Consider the following 20672-nt stretch of genomic DNA (forward strand, 5'->3'; position numbering starts at 1 on the left):
ATTTATAGGCAGAAATAAAAGGTGGCCCCCTGGCCGACGGCACCCTCGGCCCAGACGCGTCCGCTGTGTCGGTGCATGATCCGCTGAACTGTTGCAAGTCCTATGCCAGTCCCCTCAAACTCGGCCAGCGAATGCAGCCGCTGAAAGGCTCCGAAGAGCTTCTTTGCGTAAGTCATGTCAAACCCGGCTCCGTTGTCGCGGACGTAATAGACCCGGCGTCCATCGTGCAGCTCCGAGCCGCATTCGATGCGAGCTGCGGGCTGTTTGCTGGTGAATTTCCAAGCGTTGCCGATGAGATTTTCCAAGGCCACACGGAGGAGTTGCAGGTCGCCCTCCACCACCATGCCCGGAGAAATATCCCATTGCACCTGGCGATCCGGCTCGCGGCGCTGCCAGTCGTCGCGGATCGTTTCGGCGAGGTGAGTGAGATCCACCCGGCCCGGATACATGCCGGCCCGGGTGATTTGCGAGAGCTTTAGGAGATCGTCGATCAATTCGCCCATGCGTCGGGCCGCCCCGCGGATGCGGGCGAGATAACCGCGGCCCTCATCGTCGAAAGTGGCCGCGTAATCTTCCTCCAGCGCCTGGCTGAAGCCGTCGATGCCACGCAGAGGCGAACGCAAGTCGTGCGAGACCGAGTAGGAAAAAGCCTCAAGTTCCTTATTGGTCTCCTCGAGTTGCGTGGCACGGTGAATGAGTTCCTCATTGAGTTGTGCGATGGCGGCCTCCGATTCCTTGCGGGCGGTGAGGTCGCGGGCCACGCAAAACATCGTGTGATCCTCATTTGACCAAGTGGCCGACCAGACCACAGAAATCAGGCTGCCATCTTTGCGCGTATAGCGGTTTTCAAAATCCTGCACGGGCTTTCCGGCCATGATTTCCGACGCCATGGCCCTTGTTTTCTCCCGGTCCTCCGGGTGAACGAAATCGCTGTAACTGCGCCCGGCCATTTCCTGCGGTTTGTAGCCCCAGAGACGCTCGGCAGCCTCGCTGACAAAGATAAATTTCCCGTTCTTGTCCACGGTGCAGATGACGTCGAGCGAATGCTTCATGATCAACCGGTTCGCCCGCACACTCGACTCCAACTCCGCATGGCTCGCCTTCAGGGCCAGCTCCGAGCGCTGGCGCATCCGGTTTTCGCGCACCACCACGGCGGAGACGGCAATGAGAAGAATGAAACTCAACCCTGTGCCGGTCAGCATCAGATGCCGCGCCCGGTCAGTGGCCTCCTGCGCAGTGGCCGAACGCTTCACCAGCAACACCTCCTCCTCGTGATCCATCTGTTCCATCACGTTATAGATTTGCCTCATGAGTCCGTTCCCCGGACCGGTCGCCACCTCATCGCGGGCCGACTCGAAATTGTTCATTTTGCGCAGCGTCACCGCTGTCTCTGCCGCCGCCACCCGCATAAACAAAGTGGGCTCGATCATCGCGCAATGTTTCTGCTGGGCCGGGTTGTCACGCGTGAGTTCGCGCAGCAGCCGATACTGGCCGGAGATCTGGCCCCGCGCTTTTTCATAGGGTTCGAGAAATGTCTCGTCGCCAGTGATGACAAACCCGCGCATCCCGGTTTCCACTTCCTGCATCTCGATCTGCAACTGGTGAATGGCCTCGCGCACTTTCTCCGTGTGGCGCACCCATTCCGCCGAATCCTGCATGTCGGCGATGTGCCGCCAGTTAACCAAAGCCACTCCGCTGAGGAGAAGGAGCGCCACCAGAAATCCTATCAGCAAATAGAGGTGGGTGGCTCGCTTCATCATGGGGGTGTGTAACAAGTGAGCCTACTATCTCGTGGGCAAAGAACTCATCGTTCAATATAGCTCATGGCCAAACAGGTAACGGATCAACGCATGTGTCGGCAAGTGATTTTGTCCCGTTCAGAAAAAATTCTCCCACCAAAAAAAGAAGCCGCGTTCTTTCAAACGCGGCTTCGGAATTTTAGAGTGGAGTTTAGATACGAATCACGGATTGCGGAACGGACGATCCACCGAGGGATCGACCACCAGCGCACCGCTCGGAATGCCGCGGACGTCGATGATGTTATACGGACGATACGGGCTGCGGACGTAGCCCGCATATCGGGTGGGTTCGCCGTAGGGATAGCTGCGCTCGCGGCGTTCGTAACCACGGACTTCGCCGTCGCGATAATAGCCGTCCTCGCGGGCATATTTCTCGCGTTTATGCTCGTCGTAGGCGGCTCCTGCGAGAGCTCCGGCCAGTGCTCCGAGTCCAGCTCCGACTGCGGTGCGGGTGCCGCCTCCGTTATTGGTATTGTGCCCGATGATTCCACCGATGCCCGCGCCGACGAGGGCTCCGGTGCCAGCGGCGGATTCGCAGGAAGTGAGCAAACTGGAGGAGCCGAGGGCGAGGGTTACGGCGAGGGTGGTGAATTTATTCATAATGTGTATTCGTTTGTGACAGCGTTTGAGGTGTGTTTGTTAGGAAAAACTTAGGGGAAACACATCCGGCGAAGGACGTGCAGGAGCTTTTCCATGTGAGTCAGACGGTAATGCGTGGAAAATACTCGAAATTTGTTTCGCTCCATTTTCCGAAGCACGCGGTGGTAGATGTCGCCCATGATGAGACCGGGCCGGAGGTTGCGCCGGTCCTCGGGCGCGATGGCGGCATCGGAGGCGGCGTAATCTTTTTCCGCGACGGCGGCGAGAGTTTGCATGAGGCGCAGAAAGGCGTCGTTGTGGCGCTCGGCACGGAGATCATCCTCGCTGTAGCCGTGTTCGCGCAGCAGTTCGAGAGGCAGGTAAATGCGCTGGCCATTGCGATAATCGTCGGCGACATCGCGCAGGATATTGGTGAGCTGCAGTGCTTCGCCAAGCGCACGGGCGTGGTCGCGAGCCGAAGGATTCTGGTAGCCAAACATCTCGATGCTGACCAATCCGACCGCTCCAGCGACCCGGTAGCAATACAATTGCAAGTCGGCCAGCGTCTCGTAGCGCGTGCCGCGAAGATCCATCTCCATGCCGGAAATAATCTCGCCGAGCAAACTGCGGTCGATGGCTGGGTGACGGTCGAGTGTGAGTCGAATGTCGGACGCGAGCGGGTGTTCGCCCGGGGTCGTTTCGAGAATGGCCGAGCGCCAGAGATCGAGCTGCGCCTGACGCTCCGCAACGGGCATCCCCGGTTCATCCGCCAGATCATCGACGATCCGGCAGAAGGCGTAGAAATTACTGATGTCGCGGCGTTTCTGCTCCGGCAAAGACAAGAAGGCCAGCGCAAGATTCGACCGGCTCGCCTTGGTGATTTGTTCGCCGGGGGTCATTGGACTTAGAGCCGCTGCCAGCCGTGGGAGCTGAATTCGTAGTGCATCGCACCGAATTCGGCTGCGCCGGGCGAAGTGCCCTCGAAAATATCCGGATACAGGCCGATGCGCCGCTGGTATTCGCTGGCGATGGCCGGAATCTCGGCGGCGAGCGCGTCCTTGGTTCCGAAAATAGCAACCGCGCCACCCGAGCCTCCGCCGGTGATTTTCGCTCCGTAGAGTCCACTGGAAGTCCCGCGTCGGCGAACGGCTTCGACGAGGAAATCCACTTCATCGACAGAAAGATGGCAGTTGCTTTGGTAGCTCTCGTGCGCGGCAAACATCTGCTCGCCGGCTCGAATGCAACCCGACTCGCCGCCGTCCTGGAGCGCGGCCATGAAGGCCAGCACGCGCTCGTTTTCTTGAATCGGATGCGTCGTTGGCCCGAGAATCCGGTAATCCGCGTCTGGCTGGACAGTGGTCACCGGGTCATCGTGAGTTTGATATTTCTTGAGAAATTCGGACCCGCGCATGGTCTCGGGCAAGTGCTGGCGATAGTCGCGCTCCAGTTCTTCGCTGGTGATCTCACTGAGGTAAAGAATCGGCTCCATTCCCATGCGACTCCGCTCGGAATTAATGATTTTTCGCCCCATGAACGCTCCGATGCGGACGTCGCCGTAAGCACTGCCGCCGACGGAGTGTTTGACCATGGAATTAATCCCGACAAAGCCCGTGCCCTCGGGGATTTTCACCGTGCCCTGGACCTGGCCCGGCCGGCAAAGAATGTGGGTAAGATTTCCAGCCCGTCCGCTGGTGACGGCGATCTGATCCATGATGCCGCAAGGCGCGCCGACAACTTGGTTTTCGGCGAGCTGGCCGAGACGGGCGAGCCGCGTTTCACTGATGGGCAATGCTAGATAGGCGCGCAGGCAGCTCAACACGGCGATCTCGGTCGCAGCCGAGCTGCCGATGCCGACATTCATTGGGACGTTGCTCAGAAGGAGCAGGCTAAATCCGTAGGAAAGCCGGATGCCTTCCTCTTTTAGCAGGGTAAAAATGCTGCCGCCAATATAGGCTGCCCACGAGGAAAGTGGGTTGGCACGGGCCAGTTCACGCACCTGGGCGTAGCTGCCGAGCTGGTCGCCTTCCTCAAAATATTCGAGGGGAATGCGCGTCTCGACCGGCAGCGCCTTGCGTCCGGCCTGCACGGTGCGAATGCGCAAAGTGCGGTCGGTGCGGGGTTGGAGCGCGATGACAATTCCACTGCCAAGCACTCCCTCGCAGACGTTGGCGCCCGAGTAATCGGCGATGCCGCCCATGATGTCGAGCCGGGCTGGAACGCGGGTGAGAACGATCCCCCCGGAGTTAAAGAAACCAGAAAAACCAGTCGAATCGGAATTGGGTTTGTTGAGAAGACGCTCAAACTCCACGATCTCAGGCAAGAGGCGAAACTTTTCCTTGGGCAGCATTCGCTCATGGTATGTCAGATGCCAAACTGATCGCAAAAACATTTTCCGATGTTTGCGACTCGGATTTGCACTTGTCATGCAGCGACTCCAACTCCAAATTTAGCCCGTGATGTCCCCCACGGAAGCATTGACGCGACATTTTCGCGACCAGATTTTGCGGCATGGTCCCGTCACGTTCCGGTGGTTTATGCAGCAGGCGCTTTATCATCCAGAGTGGGGCTACTATTCGTCTGGCCAGGCCACGATCGGGCGGTTGGGCGACTTCTATACCAGTGTGAGTGTGGGTCGGACTTTTGGGGAATTGCTCACGCGCCAGTTTCACGAAATGTGGACGCGCCTGGGCAGTCCGGACGAGTTTACGATTGTCGAGCAGGCGGCGGATCGCGGCCAGCTCGCAAGCGACATCCTGGAGACGGCGGGGATATTGTTCCCGGATTTTTTTCAAGCCTTGCGCTACTGGATCATCGAGCCCTCGCCGGTGCTGGCCAATGAGCAAAAAAAACGTCTGGCCCGTTTCGGCAAACAACGCACAGGCTGGGCGGAGGAGATCGACGCGCTGGGCGACGGCTCGATCTTTGGCGTGTATTTTTGCAACGAACTCCTCGACGCCATGCCGGTGCATCTCGTTTCCCTGATCCAGAATGAATGGGTGGAAAATTACGTGGACTACGACAGCGGCAACTTCCATTTCACCACAGCCGAGCCCTCGACTCAGATCCTCGCCAAATACCTCACCAAACTGCCCACAGCCTTGCCAGACCAATACCGGACCGAGGTGAATCTCCGCGCCATGACCTGGATGGAAGACGCTGCCCGCGCCTTGCGCTGCGGCTACATCATGGTCATCGATTACGGCTATCCACGGCGGCAATTTTATTCCCCCGAGCGGACTGAGGGAACACTCACGTGCTATCGTAAGCACGAGCGGCATTACAATCCCTTTGAGAAGCTGGGCGAGACCGACATCACGGCCCACGTGGACTTCACCAGCATTGCCGAAGTCGCTCTGGAGGGTGAAATGGAAGTCACCGGTTTTGCGGACCAGAATCATTTCCTCGTGGGCGTGGGTCAGAGTGAATTCTCCGCCATCGAAGCCGAATCCCTGGCGGGGCAGTTGAGCGAGGCCACCGCGCAGCGTCTGAAGGAATTGCAGACCCTCACCCACCCCGAGAGCATGGGTTCACAATTCAAATACCTCACGCTCCAGAAGTTCATCGAGCCCGCGCCGCCCCTGCTCGGCTACCAATTTTCTCCCGATCCGTATCTCACTCTCGGCCTGCGCCGCCCGGTGCAAAAGGACGGTTACTAGCCACGGCTTTCCGCTCGTGTCGGAATTTACTCGCCACTTTTCGTGCGGGCCATTTAGCTTCCTCCAATGATCCACCGCGATTACCTTTTTGTCGGAGCCGGCCTCACCGCCTTCCATGCCTGCCAAGCCCTCCGTCAATACGATCACAAGGGAAGTGTTCTCCTCGTGGGTGACGACCATCTTCCGCCGCATCGCCTCCCCGTTCTTGACAAACAATGGTTTAAGGAAGGCCTTACCAATCCCGCCAGCATCACCGTGGCCCCGGATGGCTGGTTTCAGGAGAACAAAATCGATTACCGCCCGAGCACGCTGGTGACGCAGTTCAACATCGAACGCCGCCTCGCTGTGCTGAATACCGGCCAAACGATCGAGTTCAAAAAAGCCCTCATCGCCACCGGATCGCGCCCTCGGCGTCCACAGATCGCGGGGTTTAACCTCGGCAACATCATTTACCCACGGACCGCGCATGACTTGGGGGCGATTCGGGAAATTTCCAGTCACGAAAAAGGCTGCGTCGTCATTGGCTCTGGCCTGGCTGGTTTGCACTACGCCGCGGCGCTGAAATCGAGCAATCACAACGTCATTCTGCTTACCGGCGACAAGTTTCTCCTCGATGGTCTGGTGGATGCGCCGACCGGCCAATTCCTCAACGAATACGCCCTCGCCCACGGGATCAAACTGACTCTCGAAGAAAATCTCAACGGCTTCGAAGGCAAGACTGTCCTGAAAAACGTGCAGCTCAAAAGCGGCACGCGTTTCGCCGCGGGAATGGCCGTCGTCGCGCTCGGCAGCGAGCCGGATTTGCGACTCGTTACCGGCACACCGCTGAGCAGCCCGAACGGCTGCCCGGTCAACGAATACCTCGAGACAGACGAAAAAGGCATCTACGCGGCGGGTCCGGTCGCGCTCTTCCCAGATCGCATTTTCGGCAGCGTGCGTCGCTGGGATTATGCGAGTTGCGCCGAACTCCAAGGCCAGACTGCAGGGGCAAACATCACCGGACGGAAGCGCCAGAAATTTGAATATCTACCGGAGTTTGGATTGGATTTCTTCGACCTCAAACTGCGTTTTCTCGGCGACTTTTCCAAACCCATCGTTCGCACCAAACTAGAGGGCGAATACAGCAAAAAGCAATTCACCCTCAGTTGTCTGCAAGGCGAAAAAGTCGTCGCCGCCGTCCTCTGCAATCGTCCGAATGAGGCGCATGAATTGGTCGCGCAGCAAATCCGCGCCAGCTTCAAGGCGAACTAACACCCGGGGCGGCCAGAGTTTCCGCGAGGGGCAGGAGCACTCGAAAAGTCGCGCCGTGGCCCAGTCCCGAGCTCTCGGCTCGTATCGTGCCGCCATGCAATTCCACGAGCTGGCGGGTAATGGCCAAGCCGAGGCCGAGGCCGCCGTGGGTGCGGGTGCCTGTGGTATTGCCCTGGCGAAAACGATCAAAGACGTAAGCGAGAAAGTCGGGGGCGATCCCCTCGCCCGTGTCGGTCACCGTCAGTTCCACCGAGGAACTGGAGCGAGTCAGACTGACTTTCACGCCACCACCTTTCGGGGTGAATTTGAGTGCATTGGTTAGCAGGTTCCAGACGACTTGCTGGAGCCGGGCGGGATCGCCGCGGACCTGACCCAGATTGGGCTCAATCTTCTCGTCGAGGGCAATTCCCTTGGTCAACGCGGTGGGCAGGGCCGATTCGATGGCCATGCCGACGATTTTCGACAAATCGATGGATTCGAGTTCCAGTCGAATCTTGCCCTGGATCATCCCGCTCATATCGAGCAAATCGTTGATGAGCTGGCCTTGCGCGTGCGCGTTGCGGTCGATGATTTCCAGCCCCTCCTGCATTTCCTCCGGTGTGGTAACGGGATCTTTTAGAAGAGTGAGCCAGCCAAAAACCGCGTTGAGCGGCGTCCGCAATTCATGGGAAATCATGGCCAGAAATTCGTCTTTCATTCGGTTGGCATTTTCCGCCTCGATGCGAGCCTCTTTCTCGCGCTTGAGGGCTTCCTCGCGCTGCTGCTCCGCGAGATATTGCTCGTGAATATCGGTGCCTGTGCCCATCCAGCGGACGATTTTGCCTTCCTTGTTTTTGATGGAGACCGCGCGGCATTGGAACCAGCGGTAGAACTGGGCCTTTCTCCGAAAACGCAATGACCAGGTGAATTTCTGACCGGTCGCACTCAGACGTTTGAAGTGGGGCGTGAGTTCGGCAATGTCGTCGGGGTGGACATATTTTCTCCAACCTTCATCGAATGTTTCCTTAATAGTGATCCCGGCAAACGATGCCAACCGGTCGTTGATATACAGCGGCTGTCCATCGGGACTGCACGACCATAAAAAATCTGCCACCGCATCGCCAATGCTCGCCCGAAACGCCTCGGCTTCCTGTCCTGCCTCCAATCCACGGCGCACGGCCGAGCTGAGAAAGACAATGATCCCGGCATTGAAAAGCATGCTGATCGAGGGCAGCCACAACCGGCCAAAATCGGTTCCCGGATGCGATAACACCACCGTCACGCCAGTCGCGGCGACGAGCATTCCCGGCCACACTCCGCTGCGGGAGGCAGTGATCGCGACCGCCGCGAAAAATAGCATGAAGGGAGTGGAGCGAAAGACTTGGCCCCAGAAAAGATAGGTTAGCAGCACCGCCAGGCCGCTCCAAAAAACGGCCCATGCCCAGGATTTCCAACCTTTCAGCGGGGAAAGAAAATTGGTCATGCTGCCGCCGAAATTAACGCGTAGCCACGAGGAGCACAACACTTCCAATGCGCTCAAACTGTAAAAAAAGACGGCCCGGCTTTGTCAGGGCCGGGCCGTTTCGTTGAGTTAATCGCGCTTAACGATGGTCGTCGTCGTGATCGCGATGTTTCTTTTTCCGGTCGCTATCGCGTTTCCGGTCATCATCACGAGGAGCGTCACGTCGGACAATCGTGCGGGAAGTCCGTTGCGGGGCGACTACGACGCGGGTGCGACGGTTGTAAACCCGGGGCTGCTCACGCACGATGACATCGCGGCGGTTGTTGATGATGACATCGCGCTCGTAAACACGGTCGTGGTGGCGATAATCGTTGTCATAGTAGCCTCTGCGCGGCCCGCTTTCGTAGTAAGCAGGACGGTCATAGACTCGGACGGGGCGGCGGCTTTCGACCACGGTCTCACAACCGGTGAAGAGAAACGACGCCATTAACAGACAAATAATGAGGGTGATTTTCATAGATGATTTTATAATTAATCGCCGCTGAAGTCCAACCTGGTTTTATCCGTCAGCAGAAAGCGATGCCTATTTTAGAGGTGGCTCATCTGCCGAGGCCGCAAAATGACTTACGATTCCATCCGGGCGTAGGCGCCGAGGAATTTGAAAGCGGCAGGGCGGCGTCCGCGATAATCGGAAACGAAGTCGTTGCTGCCGCGAATCTCCACGTGGCCGGCGCGATATCTCCGGTTGGCGGCATAGACGAGGACAGAACCGACGGGCGCTTTCCATGGGGAGGAAACGCGCAGTTTCTTGAAGCCGTAGACTTCAACAAGTTCCTTGCCGGCCTCACAGGCCAGATTCGTTTTCGGATAAGAAGAGACAGCGCCGGAGGCGACCAGGGCTTTTTTTACAAATCTCCAGCAGTAGCCAGACGAGTGAGAAAGACTGCTTTGGCGGGCGATCAAAGAGGCGCGAACCATTTCACGAGAGACATTGGCATCGGAAGCTTCGCTATTCGCAAATAAGAAACTCATGGATAGTAAAACGAGGATGATCTTCATGATTTCTATTAAGCCCGAACCATGCCTGATCCCTTTTTGCAGGGTAACTGCGAGGCAAATACCAACACCAGGTCCTGAATAGTCGCATTTATGATATCCATAAATGCGAATTTAAGCCGAATGCTCGCTAACTTCGCTTCCACCCGAAGCGAGTGGCCCATGCATCGCCGATGAATGCCAGCAGCAGCGCCATCAGGAGCCAGGCTCGCAGATCGCGCCAGGCGACCCTCCGCGGAGCTTCCCAGACGCGGCTCAAGTCCAGGCGCTCCACGCCACCACTAGCTCGCGAAAGCTCCCGAAGTTCCGTCAAACGGTTTCGATCAAAGGTCCATTCGATATTGCTGCCTGCGAGAACGGGGCCAAAAGGCAGGGTGAATTCCCCCACCCGCACCGCGCCGCGGACAAATTTTCCCGGCTCCAAACTGGTCGTGCAGCGGAAATGGCCTGGCTCCATTCGCTCCCAGACGAGTTCTCTCACGGCGCTTTCCACGCCGCTGCTGAGCGAAATCTGCGGCGGCTTCGCGGCGATTCGAGCGGTCCATGTTTCGTCGTAAAACAGATCGAGATGCAACTCGGTTCCGTCGATTTCCTGCTTCAGGCCAATGCCCGGCGGGAGTTGTTCGCCAGCCAGCCAGCGTCCGAGAGTTTGGGCGAAATCGGCATATTGCGGCCAGGCGCGAACGCTCTGGGAATACGCCCCGCCCAAGGGAAATGAAACTGCCGCCACCCGGCCCGCGCCGCGCTGCCACCATGCGGTGAGCGGGGCCGCGTATTCGTCCTTGGAGAGCAGCCCTACCGAGGCTCCCGGCTTGAGATAGCTCAGGTTGTAGCCGTCCACTTGGGCGGGCCAGGCAAGCGGACGCGCCGCTATCTCCATCCAGCCGGGTGCGGGCGCGATGGGAGTCGGATCTTCGAGAAAAGCCGAGCGCGCCACGGCCACAGTCTCCTGGGCAAAAAGCGCGGGAAGCTCATTCGGGTCAGCGTTAAAAAAGACGCGTCCCTTGCCCAGCGTGGCGACTTCCTCGAGAAATTTCCCGCCGGAATCGGTTGGCGAGCCCATGCCGATGACGCTGATCGTGATCCCTTCCTTCACCATGTCGGCGATCAGCGCCTGATAATTTCCCAACTCCTGTGTGGCGTCGTTCGCATCGGCAAAAACCACCACATGACGCTGGCCAGCCTGCGTTTTATGCAATTCCTCACGCGCCGCCTTCAAGCCGGTCGGCACACAAATACCACCGCCACCGCTGGCGATTCGCCGCACCACACTGGTGATATCCTTCTCATGTCCAGCGACTTGCGTAAGCGGCACGACCTTGTGCGGCTCGGTGTCCACGGCGAAAACGGTGACCGCATCCAGACCGCCGAGGAGCGACACACAGCGCGCGGCACCTTCGTCGGCGAGATCCATTTTTTCCAATGGACCGCGACTCGTCTGCACCGTCGCGCCCATGCTGCCGGAGCGGTCGAGAACGAGCGCCATGGCGACCGCGAGCTTGCGGTGCTCGGCCCGGAGTTCCATCGAAACGGGGAGCAAATCATCGACCGGCGATTGAAAATAACCGCCCGCGCCGAAGCTCTGCTTGCCGCCCGCCATGAGCAGGCCGCCGCCCTGTTGATTCACATAAAACGGCAGCGCCTGGAGGAAGTCGGCGGGCAATTCGTAGGCCGCTACATTATTCAAAATCACCCCGCGGCAACCGGTCAGTCGGCCGATGTTAGCGTCCTTCAGATTCGACTGCAACTCGACTGTAAACCCTTGCGCGCGCAGGGCTCCGGCGAGCGGATCATCGGCGAATTTGGTCAGCAAAAAGACGCGCGGACCACCGGCAATCTCAATCCAGCGCTCGGCAAAATCGTTACCCGGACGACTGTCGGTTTTTGGGCGCAAACGAGCGGTGTATTTGGCGGAACCGGCACGCGTCAGTCGGTCGGTGAAACGCAAATGCCCAATGCCTTTTTCGACTTTTACGTCTGCGCTGCCGATCTTTTGTCCATCGCGTTCGATGTCGCAAGGAATCGTGCCGTCGGGGTCACCGGCGACTTCGATTTCCATCAGAAACGGCTCGCCGGGCTGCGCGCGACTGGGCAAATCCAGTCGGGCCAGACGCCAGTCGCCAGCTCGGAGCGGGTTGATAATTCGATAATCGAGCGCGACCTGCTCCGCGCGCAAACGTTCCCGCAAATGGGCCAGCGGTTCGGTGCTGAATCCGTCGGTGATGACGAGCAAACGCGCGGCGCGATCCGGGTCGAGATGGGCCAGCGTGTGCTCGATGGCGAGCCCAGTGAGCGTCTGCTGGCGGCGCGATTCGGGGATTTCGTCGGCATCGCCACGAAGTTGCGCGAGATCGGCGAAGTCGATGAAATGGAGCCGGTCGCTGGTGCCGCGGGAGCGTTCGATGAGCGATTCCATCTCGGCACGGGCGGGTTCCAGCGCATCGGCAGCGGAGGCGGAACGATCCACCAGCACCCAGAGATCGAGGCCGTCGCCGAGGCGTTTCCATTGCGGCTGCACGAGCACGAGCAGGAGTAAAATCAGAAGCAAAATGCGCCGATAAAGATGCAACTCCAATCGTCGCCAATACCATCCGGCGGCGACGAAAACGGGCACGAGAAGGAACCATTCGGGAGCGTGGAATCTCATGCAACTCCCCTCGTTTTTGGCCCGGTTAGCAGCCAGCTCCCGGCGATGGTCGCGAGCAAAAGCAGGACCCAGACGGGAGTGAGAAAGTCTTCCTCGCTGTTGCGCTGGCGCAACTCGGTGACGATGCGGCGGACCGGATCGGACGACGATGCCTGACGAAAATCGGTTTCGCGCGAATCGGCAAAATGCGCGGCGGCTTTCAGTTGCGGACGCTCAAAGAAACCGGGCACTTCCGGGGCGCGGGAATCGTCGGGGAGAAGCTGGCGGGTCTCGACGTTGAGCGACTCGGTGTCGGAGCGTTCGGCGCGCACGATTTCGGTGAAGCGATGCAGCGCGAGAACGAAGGCGGGCAGCCGGGTGGCATTGGAATAGCGCAGGTCGAAGTTCACCATTAGCGAACGGCTTTTACCAATGCGGCGCAGGAATAAAAGCGGGCGTCCGTCCTGCGAAACGAGGGGCTCATCCGACGCCTCGGGCGTGATGACCAAGGTCTCGTTCACAAGCAAACCCTGCCAGACGAGGTCGTGCACCAGCGGATGATTTTCCGCGATGATGGAGCCGGTCAGAAGCTTGCCGGGCACTCCGGGTTGATCGACAAAGACGATGCTGCCGCCCTCCAGCGGTTTCGGATACAGCGGATCGAAACGCACCAGCCGGAGGTCGCGACCAGTGGGTGAGCGATCGGAAATACTGGCGGCGAATGCCTTGAAAAAATCGTCGAAGGGAGTGCCCGGATCGGAGTAAATGCCGAGCTGTTTCGGACACGGACGCTGCACCGGAAGCGTGTCGTCGAGGGTGAAGCGATCCGCCTCTAATTGGAGCGTGCAGCGTTCGACGAGACCAGGAAATTGACTGGTCAATTCCGCCATGCCATTCGGCCCTAACTCGACTGTGCCGCGTGGCTGACCGTCCAATTTCCAGGTGCGCGTCGCGGGCTGGTCGCTGTTGTTTTTCACGAGCACCTGCCACCCGGCGGCGTCGGCGCGGAGGCCGGTGAAGCCGACGTTGTTGAAGGGGCGGCCGACGGCAAGACATTCCACACGGGGCGGCACGGCGGCCGCGTGGTCGGTGAGATAAAGGACGGCACCTTTCTGGCGGACGAGGCTTTGCGCAGTGCGAAATGCCGGGGCCGGATCGTGCTCGGGCGCAGTGGGTTTCCAGTTCTTCAGAGCGGCGAGCAAACCTGTGGAATTGGGGCCGTGGTAGAGTCGAGTTCCATGGCTATCGAGCAGCGTCCAATCGGTGTGCGCGGCGGCGCTGGAAAGAGAGCTGGCCCGGTCTGCGAGCGCCTGCCGCGCGTCGTCCGCAAATGCGCTCATGGAAGCGCTGTCGTCGAGGACGATGGCCACGGTTTGAGCCGAGTCATGGCGAATCCAGCGCGGCTCGGCCAGCAGCCAGGTGATGAGCAAAATGGCGAGCAGTTGCAGCCAGAGACTGACGGAATTTCTCAGACGATCGAAGCGCCGCCCCTGGGCGCTTTCAGGCGCGAGTTGTTCGAGGAGAAAGAGCGTGCCCGTGACGACGCGACGGGATTCGCGCTGCAAAAAATGGATCAGCAATACCGCTGGAACTCCGATCAGCGCCCAGAGTCCGGCCAGATTGGCAAAGAAAAGCCCACTCATCCGCACATCTCCACGGCGCCTTTGGGCAGGGCCTCGTGACGCAGGGCGGCGTGAAAATCACCCGCATCACCGACCCGCGCGAGGGCGACGCGGTGACGCTGCCCCTCCAGCGACCAGAGGGCGAAATGGCGCTGGTAGGCAGCACGATAGCGCGTAAGCAGACCGGGTGAGACGAGTTGGACTCGACTCTGTTCCGACTCGCAATCGGCAAACTGGATGTTGCCATTCCAATCGGGCTCGGCCTCGTCCTGAGTAAAGGGCGCGAAGATGATCCCTGTGCCACGCGCGGCGCTCAGCGCGGTGAGCATCGGACTCGGTGCGCCAGAAAAAAGCAGGTCGGAAATGAGAACGCGCAGGGAGCCTTGACGCCACGGAAGCGCGAAGTGCGTTTTCTGAAATTTCAACGCGAGCCAGTCCCCGCCGCCGAGGGCGGATTCGACGGGCCAGCGGGCGGATTCGACTCCGTTAAGAACGTAAACGTGGACGGCCGCGCCGGATTGACGGGCGCTTTCGAGGCAGAAATAAAACAGCTCCAGCGTGCGATTAGCCTTCGCCGCGCTGATAAACATGGAACTCGAAATGTCGAGCACAAGATCGACGGCGGGACTGACTTCCTCGCGATATAATTTCATCGAATACTGGCCGCTCCGCGCATACGCCTGCCAGTCGATGTGACGCGGATCGTCGCCCGGCATGTAGGCGCGATGATCCTGGAAATCGATGGAACTCCCCGCCCCCGCTCCCTGCCATGAACCGCTTGGGCCCCGCCATGTGCGGCTGCGAAATGGGAGTCGCATCCGCCCCGCCGCCGCCTGCATTCGCGAGTGAATAGCACGCCGCTCCTCGCGATCAGGCATCATGATTCGGCAACGAACGCGACGCCTCGGCGAGGAGCGTTTTCAAAGAGCGAAACGGCGCGCGCGATTTGACTAAAAGGAGAATGAGCGAGACGGCGGCGAGGAAACTCATCCAGAGCGTGAGCATTTTTCCGAAGCCTCCAAAGTCGTCGAAGGCAGGGGCGAAAATGCCGATCGGTGGCAGGATGACGGAAGCTTGCAGGATATGTGAATGAGCGACGCCGCCAATGATCGACAACACAAAGATCACGAGCCCGGACGACGTGAAGAGAATGAGATACGGCATCCAGCGTTTTTTTATGGAGCGCGGGGTGAGCGCGGGCGGCAGCAAGAGGGTAGCGGCAAAAGCAATCAGCGAAACGTAGCGATATGGGCTGGCAGTCGAGGCGTTAAACCAGCCGGCTTTCCACCAGAAGACGCCGAGGATGGCGAGAACCAGCATGGTGAAATAGAAGCCGGTGTTCCAGCCGGGCGTGAAAAAGCGGGCGGCGAATCGGCCGAGAAACCCACGTTTTACAAAGGGTCGATACAGGCTGGAAAGCGCGACTTCATTTTCCGACAACGCCCCGAGACAGATGGGTGTGATCGCTACCTGACCCACAATGATCAGCCATTCGGCGTCCACTGCGAAGAGGCTGGCCACGCCGCAGACCAGCAGAATCAACAAGGCCAGCAGACGGCGCGGACCCGCGTGATTTTCCGCCAGCGGAGCGATGCGCGAGGCGGCCATTCCCAACATCAGCAGGATCAGGATCGGGAGCAGCAGGGCGATGCCGCCGAGGATCACGCCACTGGGCAAACCCACTCCTCGCAAGACACCGCGCGAGCCGCCACCCATGAGCAAGACGGCCACAAACGAACCGCCGACTTGCAGGAGAAAAAAGTAGCCGAGAAAGAGGAATATCCGGATGATTTTGGATTGATAGGGAGAGACGCCGACCGTCACGGCGGTGAGCACGGCAGAGACGACCAAGATCGCCCCGACGGTGAGCAAATCGTTGAGCATGTTCACCCCGCCGAGGTAGTAGCGCAGCGCGATGTAAGGGAGCACTGTGACCGCGAGGAGGGCGGCTTGCGTGACGATGGCGATCCATTTTCCGAAGACGATGCGCCAGGCATTCAGGCGGGTGAGAAAGATGAGTTCCAGCGTGTTGTTTTTGATCTCGTTACCCACACTGCCGAGCGCGGAGAGCGGGAGAATCATCAGCAGCGGCAGCGAAAGAATCGTCCAGAAAAACGTCGTCACGCTTTGGGTGTCATTGCCATTTTCCGCCACCGTAAAGGCGATGATAACATTAAAAATAAGCAGCCCTTGCAGAATGAAAAGGGACGACGTCAGCACCCGCGAGCGCATTCCCTGCCGAAGCTCTTTCACTAACATCGGGCTGAGCCAGTCGGCGAAATCTTGGATCATAAAACGCGAATTTACCCGGCAAGAGGTATCGCAGGAGAAATGGCCTGTCGATGCCGAAATCCGGCGCTAGGAATTCTGAAATTCCGCGATGATCTCGGGCGGCAAAAGCGGAGTTGCACCGAAATGGGAGGCGACATACGCGCCGAGGCGGCAGGCGTTTTTCAACGTCAGCGCAGGTTCATTTCCACGGGTCAGGCCGACCATCAGCCCGGCCATGAAGGCGTCGCCAGCGCCGACAGTGTCCTTCACGGTGACTTCCGGCGCGGGAGCGCAGACGAGAGTGCCGTTGTCCCAAAGCGCGGCACCGGAGGGACCACGCGTGACGCAGATGCGGCGGGTATTGGTCTTTTCGGCAATGATGGCACAGGCGGCGGCGAGTGATTCCGCGTCGCGGGGCGTGTGGAGCGCCATCTCACCGGTGGAAATCCAGGAGGCGAGCTGACCGGCTTCGTCGTCGTTTAGCTTGATGACGTCGGCTCGCTGAGCGAGCGCAAATACCAGCGTGGGATTGGCAAATGGAGGCCGCAGATTCACGTCGAAAAACTTCAGCGGGCCAGCCACATCGAGGAGTTTGTCGAGTTGATCGAGATTGTAGGGCGAACGTCCGGCGAGCGAGCCGTAGATCAGCGCGCGGCTTTCGGCGACAGCTTCAAGCGCGGCAGGCGGGACTTTGATTTCATCCCAGGCGGCAGGCTGGACGAGCTCGTAGCTGGCGTTGGCTTTTTCGTCCAAAGTCACGATGACCATGCCCGTGGTGAGTCCTATCCGGGCGCGATCCACAAACTCGATGTTCACGCCTTTGTCGATGGCGACCTGGAGGATTTCGTCGCCGAGTGCGTCACGTCCGATCGCGGAAATGAGCGACGCACTGGCGCCGAGTTGCGAGAGATGCGCGGTGACGTTGAAGGGCGCGCCTCCCGCGTGACGCCCCGAAGGCAGGCAGTCCCAGAGGATTTCTCCGAAGGCGTAAAATTCAGTGCTCATAACTTGGGGGCGGCAGTGGGTTCATAAAGAAAAATCAGGTCCTGATCCATGCCCTTTGGATCAGTCGAACGCTCAAAAACGAGCAAATCCTCGGTGCCGATGATGCAGTGCTCCATCCCCGGCTCGAAGTGAAACTGGCGACCCGGTTCCAGTGCCTCGACGGTCAGCGGACAATCCGCGCTGCTCCGCGACAGGATCAAACCCGCGCCTTCCTGGACCTTGAGGTGCTCGTCTTTTTGCTCGTGTTTTTCGAGCGCGAGATAGCCGCCCTGGCGGATCACGAGATATTTTTCGACTTTGGGCGGCTCGTGCCGGGTAACCACGGCTCCGCCCCAAGAGGTGGGAATGACGCCCGGCAATTTGCGGCTGATGCACAAAACCAGTTCGGCAAATTTCTCCGTCGTCTGCCCGAGTTTCTCTGGAAAATGAGCGGCCCAAAGTCGGCAGGCTGCGCGGCAATAGCTGTTGAAACTTTCCCTCGAATCGATCTTCGACTGCGCTGCCAATTCTCCAGCCATTGCGGCGAGACGCGGATCTTCGACCAGTTGGCTATGATCCAAATCAAAGTCCGCACTCATCGCCTAGTGCCCGCGATTGGTGGAGACTCCGTGCATGGCCTCGTGACCGCTCAACCGCGGCCACAAATATCCGTAAGCGGCGACGACCGCGAAGCAAAGAATGGGCACGATAAACGCCCGCGACATGCCATAAGCATCGCCGACGTGGCCCATGATTTGCGGCACGACCGCTCCGCCAAAGATGGCCATGACGATGAAGGAAGACGCTTTCTTGGCCTGTTCGCCCAGCCCAAAAATCCCGAGCGCGAAGATCGTGGGAAACATGATCGACATCAGAAAATAACTCACGAAAACGCACGCCACCGAGACCCAGCCGAGTTTGAGAAATATCAGGAAACAGGCGACGACGTTGAGCAATCCGTAAAGACCGAGCACACGATGCGCCGCGGCTTTTCTTAAAATGGCCGCGCCGGTAAAACGACCGGTCAGAAAGCAGATGAAGCCAAAGGACGCCAGTGTGGAAGCGCCTTTGTCGCTAAAAACGAGCGCTCCGTGTTTCGTCTCAAAAAGCCCTCGCAAAAAGCCCGGCGCGTCGCGCAACGAGGTCTCCCAGGAGGCGGGCACAGGCGGCGTCTGGGTGGTCATGTAATTGATGAAATAACTCCAGACTCCGGCCTGCGCGGCGACGTAGAGAAACTGCGCCACCACCGCCATGACGAAGTGCGGATGTTTCCACGGTTGCAGCCACGGCGTGAGCCAGCCGGTTGGTTTGGCTTGGGCTGCGCTCGCCTCGGCGTCGATGTGGTAGTCGTCCTCCATTTTGATGTCGGGCATCGGGGCGAAAAAGAAAACGACCGCCAACACGAGGACGATGACCGCGATGAAAACGTAGGGAATCCAAAGAGTCTCGCTGCCGGTGCTCTCTCCGGCGGCGTTTTTGGCGTAGAAAAACTGCGCGCCCACAATCGGGCCAAAGACGAGTCCGATCCCGTTGCAGGATTGCGCTAGATTGATGCGCGTCGCGGAATATTCCAGCGGACCGAGCACGGTAGTGTAGGGATTGGCCACGGTTTCGAGGAAGGTGAGTCCGGCGGCGATGACGCAAACCCCGAGGAGAAACGCCCAGAATTGCGCGATGTGCGTCGCTTGAATGAACCAGAACCCGCCCGCTGCCACCATCAGCAGACCGGTGATGATGCCGCCCTTGTAGCCGAGTCGCGAGGCCAGCCAGCCGGCGGGAATCGCCATCAGCAGATAGCCGAGATAATGCGCCATCTGGACTCTCGCCGACTGGGCCAGACTGAGATGCAACTCCTCTTGGAAATGCTTGTCCATGACATCGATCATGCCGTTGCAAAAGCCCCATAGCGCGAAGAGCAGCACTAGCAGGACGAACGTAAACCAGACGTTGCGCCCGTCATCGGTGACGAACATTTTACGCGATTTGGCGGATGGATTCATAGGTCGGGTAGGTTAAAATGTAAGTCCCATCTGCGCGCCGATCACGACCGCGTCCGGTATGTCGCCCGTGCCGCTGGGGTCGATCACCCATTGCACGTCGGGCTGGAAGTAGCTCCATTTGGTGACTTGGAAACGGTGCGCCAGTTCGACGATTTTCTCTGATTCCGGATCGCCGCGTCCGGGCACGCGCACACTCCGGGCGTAGTCGCGGCTGAGCCGGCCGTAGATGAAATGAAGCATCGTATGGTCGTCATCGCGCCCGGGGAAAAGCCCTTTGTAATTCAGCCCGAGATTCACCTGAAACGGCACGATCGCGATTTCCTTTTGCGGATAATAGCCACTCGCCACAAAGGCGGTCAGACCCTGGTCGCTGCCCCAGCTTTCCTGCGTCAGCATCTGGTCGGCGTGCGCATAGAAGCCGTAGGAAACATCCTTCGTTCCACCGCCAAAACGCTGATATTGATCCCACTGCGAGTAGGTAAATCCGACCCAATAATGACCGGGAAGTCCCTTCACTTCCGACGACGGCGCGATGGCGTTTTTGCCGTCGGAACCAGCATTGGGATTGGTGGTTTTGAAAAACTCGTGCGACCAGCCGACTTGCAGGATAGCGGTGTAGCCGTCGTTGCCGCCGAGGCTGAAATTCAAGCCGTGATCGTCGTTTTCAAACATGTCCTGCGACGTTTGGAAAAGCCCAAATTTGAAGTGCCACGCCGGCGACGGATCGTAGAGCACCGCGCCCGCCCAGACGGGAAATGGGTAGGCGGAAAAACGCGTGTCGAAGAGCACATTGCGGATGTTGCCGTTGATGCCGTTGTTCAGCGAATAGCCGTAGAGCGGCGACGAGTTGAAATCGTCCGAAGCGGAGAAACGTCCGAGCTTGAGCGTGAGTTTATCGTCGAAAAGTTTCTGCTGGAGATAGAGCTGATAGAGGAACGTCCGCTGGCCGCCGACGAGTTGCTGAGTCGAGTAAATGCTCCCGATATATTTGTTCGTCAGATCCTCGCCTTCGCGGTTGATGCCGCTGATGACAAACTGGCCACCTTTCCAACCGAAAAGCACGTCGAGATCAAACTTCACTCCGAGCCAGATGTCGTGATCGTAGGTCGCATGGCCCGAGCTGCGGCCGCCCGTCACATTGCCGGAAATGATGTTGTTGTAGAAACCAAAGACATCGACTCCCGAGCGATAAAGCCGCGTCCGCGCACCGCCCCAATCGCCCGTGGCGAGGCTATCGATGGACAAACCAGCAGGCGCGATGGCCGTCTCGTGCTCCGGTTGCAACAGCGATTGCTGCGTTTGAGTCAGAGGCTTTTCAGCGAATGCGGTGCCCGCAAAAAGGAGCGCCGCCAGTAGACTCGGGGAGAGAGCTTTCATGTGGGAGGGG

General features: G+C 59.0%; 17 protein-coding genes. 2 read left to right on the forward strand and 15 right to left on the reverse strand.

Translation table 11 applies throughout. The features are described from left to right. Positions 1 to 2 precede the first annotated feature (2 nt). The 4 genes from ABIT76_04075 to ABIT76_04090 all read right to left on the reverse strand — a co-directional run bounded on the left by ABIT76_04075 (position 3) and on the right by ABIT76_04090 (position 4698). On the reverse strand, positions 3 to 1760 hold the full coding sequence (locus ABIT76_04075; GenBank protein ID MEO7932318.1) for a CHASE3 domain-containing protein: 1758 nt from the start codon (positions 1758 to 1760) through the stop codon (positions 3 to 5). 201 nt (positions 1761 to 1961) lie between these two features. Beyond that, a complete protein-coding gene (locus tag ABIT76_04080) occupies positions 1962 to 2399 on the reverse strand; it encodes a hypothetical protein (protein ID MEO7932319.1) in 438 nt (145 codons plus the stop codon). Positions 2400 to 2449: 50 nt separating this feature from the next. Further along, positions 2450 to 3277 (reverse strand): squalene/phytoene synthase family protein, encoded by an 828-nt coding sequence (locus ABIT76_04085; protein MEO7932320.1) that lies wholly within the window; start codon positions 3275 to 3277, stop codon positions 2450 to 2452. Between the two features lie 5 nt (positions 3278 to 3282). Continuing rightward, a complete protein-coding gene (locus tag ABIT76_04090) occupies positions 3283 to 4698 on the reverse strand; it encodes a GHMP kinase (protein MEO7932321.1) in 1416 nt (471 codons plus the stop codon). Between the two features lie 136 nt (positions 4699 to 4834). Here ABIT76_04090 and ABIT76_04095 point away from each other — a divergent pair, with 136 nt between their 5' ends. Together ABIT76_04095 and ABIT76_04100 are read left to right on the forward strand one after the other, a co-directional pair. After that, entirely contained in the window at positions 4835 to 6034 is a 1200-nt protein-coding gene (locus ABIT76_04095; protein ID MEO7932322.1) for an SAM-dependent methyltransferase, read from the forward strand. A gap of 66 nt (positions 6035 to 6100) precedes the next feature. Continuing rightward, positions 6101 to 7285 (forward strand): FAD/NAD(P)-binding oxidoreductase, encoded by a 1185-nt coding sequence (locus ABIT76_04100; GenBank protein ID MEO7932323.1) that lies wholly within the window; start codon positions 6101 to 6103, stop codon positions 7283 to 7285. Here ABIT76_04100 and ABIT76_04105 read toward each other — a convergent pair. From ABIT76_04105 to ABIT76_04155, 11 genes are all read right to left on the reverse strand, one after another. Continuing rightward, positions 7272 to 8747: an ATP-binding protein gene (locus tag ABIT76_04105; GenBank protein ID MEO7932324.1), complete on the reverse strand. Its 1476-nt coding sequence runs from the start codon at positions 8745 to 8747 to the stop codon at positions 7272 to 7274. The genes ABIT76_04100 and ABIT76_04105 overlap by 14 nt on opposite strands. A 118-nt stretch (positions 8748 to 8865) precedes the next feature. Beyond that, complete coding sequence (locus tag ABIT76_04110; GenBank protein ID MEO7932325.1) at positions 8866 to 9243, reverse strand: hypothetical protein; 378 nt, start codon at positions 9241 to 9243, stop codon at positions 8866 to 8868. A 107-nt stretch (positions 9244 to 9350) separates the two neighbouring features. After that, positions 9351 to 9785, reverse strand: a complete 435-nt coding sequence (locus ABIT76_04115) for a hypothetical protein (protein MEO7932326.1) — start codon at positions 9783 to 9785, stop codon at positions 9351 to 9353. A 127-nt stretch (positions 9786 to 9912) separates the two neighbouring features. Continuing rightward, the gene (locus tag ABIT76_04120) at positions 9913 to 12429 is read right to left on the reverse strand and encodes a VWA domain-containing protein (protein MEO7932327.1); all 2517 of its coding nucleotides are present in this window, start codon (positions 12427 to 12429) and stop codon (positions 9913 to 9915) included. Then, positions 12426 to 14051, reverse strand: a complete 1626-nt coding sequence (locus ABIT76_04125) for a BatA domain-containing protein (GenBank protein ID MEO7932328.1) — start codon at positions 14049 to 14051, stop codon at positions 12426 to 12428. Before ABIT76_04125 ends, ABIT76_04120 begins: the two co-directional genes overlap by 4 nt. Then, a complete protein-coding gene (locus tag ABIT76_04130; protein ID MEO7932329.1) occupies positions 14048 to 14911 on the reverse strand; it encodes a DUF58 domain-containing protein in 864 nt (287 codons plus the stop codon). The genes ABIT76_04125 and ABIT76_04130 overlap by 4 nt, the downstream gene beginning before the upstream one ends. After that, positions 14901 to 16322: a hypothetical protein gene (locus tag ABIT76_04135; GenBank protein ID MEO7932330.1), complete on the reverse strand. Its 1422-nt coding sequence runs from the start codon at positions 16320 to 16322 to the stop codon at positions 14901 to 14903. Before ABIT76_04135 ends, ABIT76_04130 begins: the two co-directional genes overlap by 11 nt. Before the next feature lie 66 nt (positions 16323 to 16388). Further along, positions 16389 to 17306, reverse strand: coding sequence for a carbohydrate kinase (locus tag ABIT76_04140; protein MEO7932331.1), 918 nt, complete (start codon positions 17304 to 17306; stop codon positions 16389 to 16391). After that, on the reverse strand, positions 17303 to 17824 hold the full coding sequence (locus ABIT76_04145; protein ID MEO7932332.1) for a hypothetical protein: 522 nt from the start codon (positions 17822 to 17824) through the stop codon (positions 17303 to 17305). Before ABIT76_04145 ends, ABIT76_04140 begins: the two co-directional genes overlap by 4 nt. Before the next feature lie 63 nt (positions 17825 to 17887). Then, positions 17888 to 19285 (reverse strand): sugar MFS transporter, encoded by a 1398-nt coding sequence (locus ABIT76_04150; protein ID MEO7932333.1) that lies wholly within the window; start codon positions 19283 to 19285, stop codon positions 17888 to 17890. A 12-nt stretch (positions 19286 to 19297) separates the two neighbouring features. Next, the gene (locus ABIT76_04155; GenBank protein ID MEO7932334.1) at positions 19298 to 20662 is read right to left on the reverse strand and encodes a carbohydrate porin; all 1365 of its coding nucleotides are present in this window, start codon (positions 20660 to 20662) and stop codon (positions 19298 to 19300) included. Positions 20663 to 20672 lie beyond the last annotated feature (10 nt).

The organism is Chthoniobacterales bacterium, assembly GCA_039930045.1.
Classification (GTDB): Bacteria; Verrucomicrobiota; Verrucomicrobiia; order Chthoniobacterales; family DASVRZ01; genus DASVRZ01.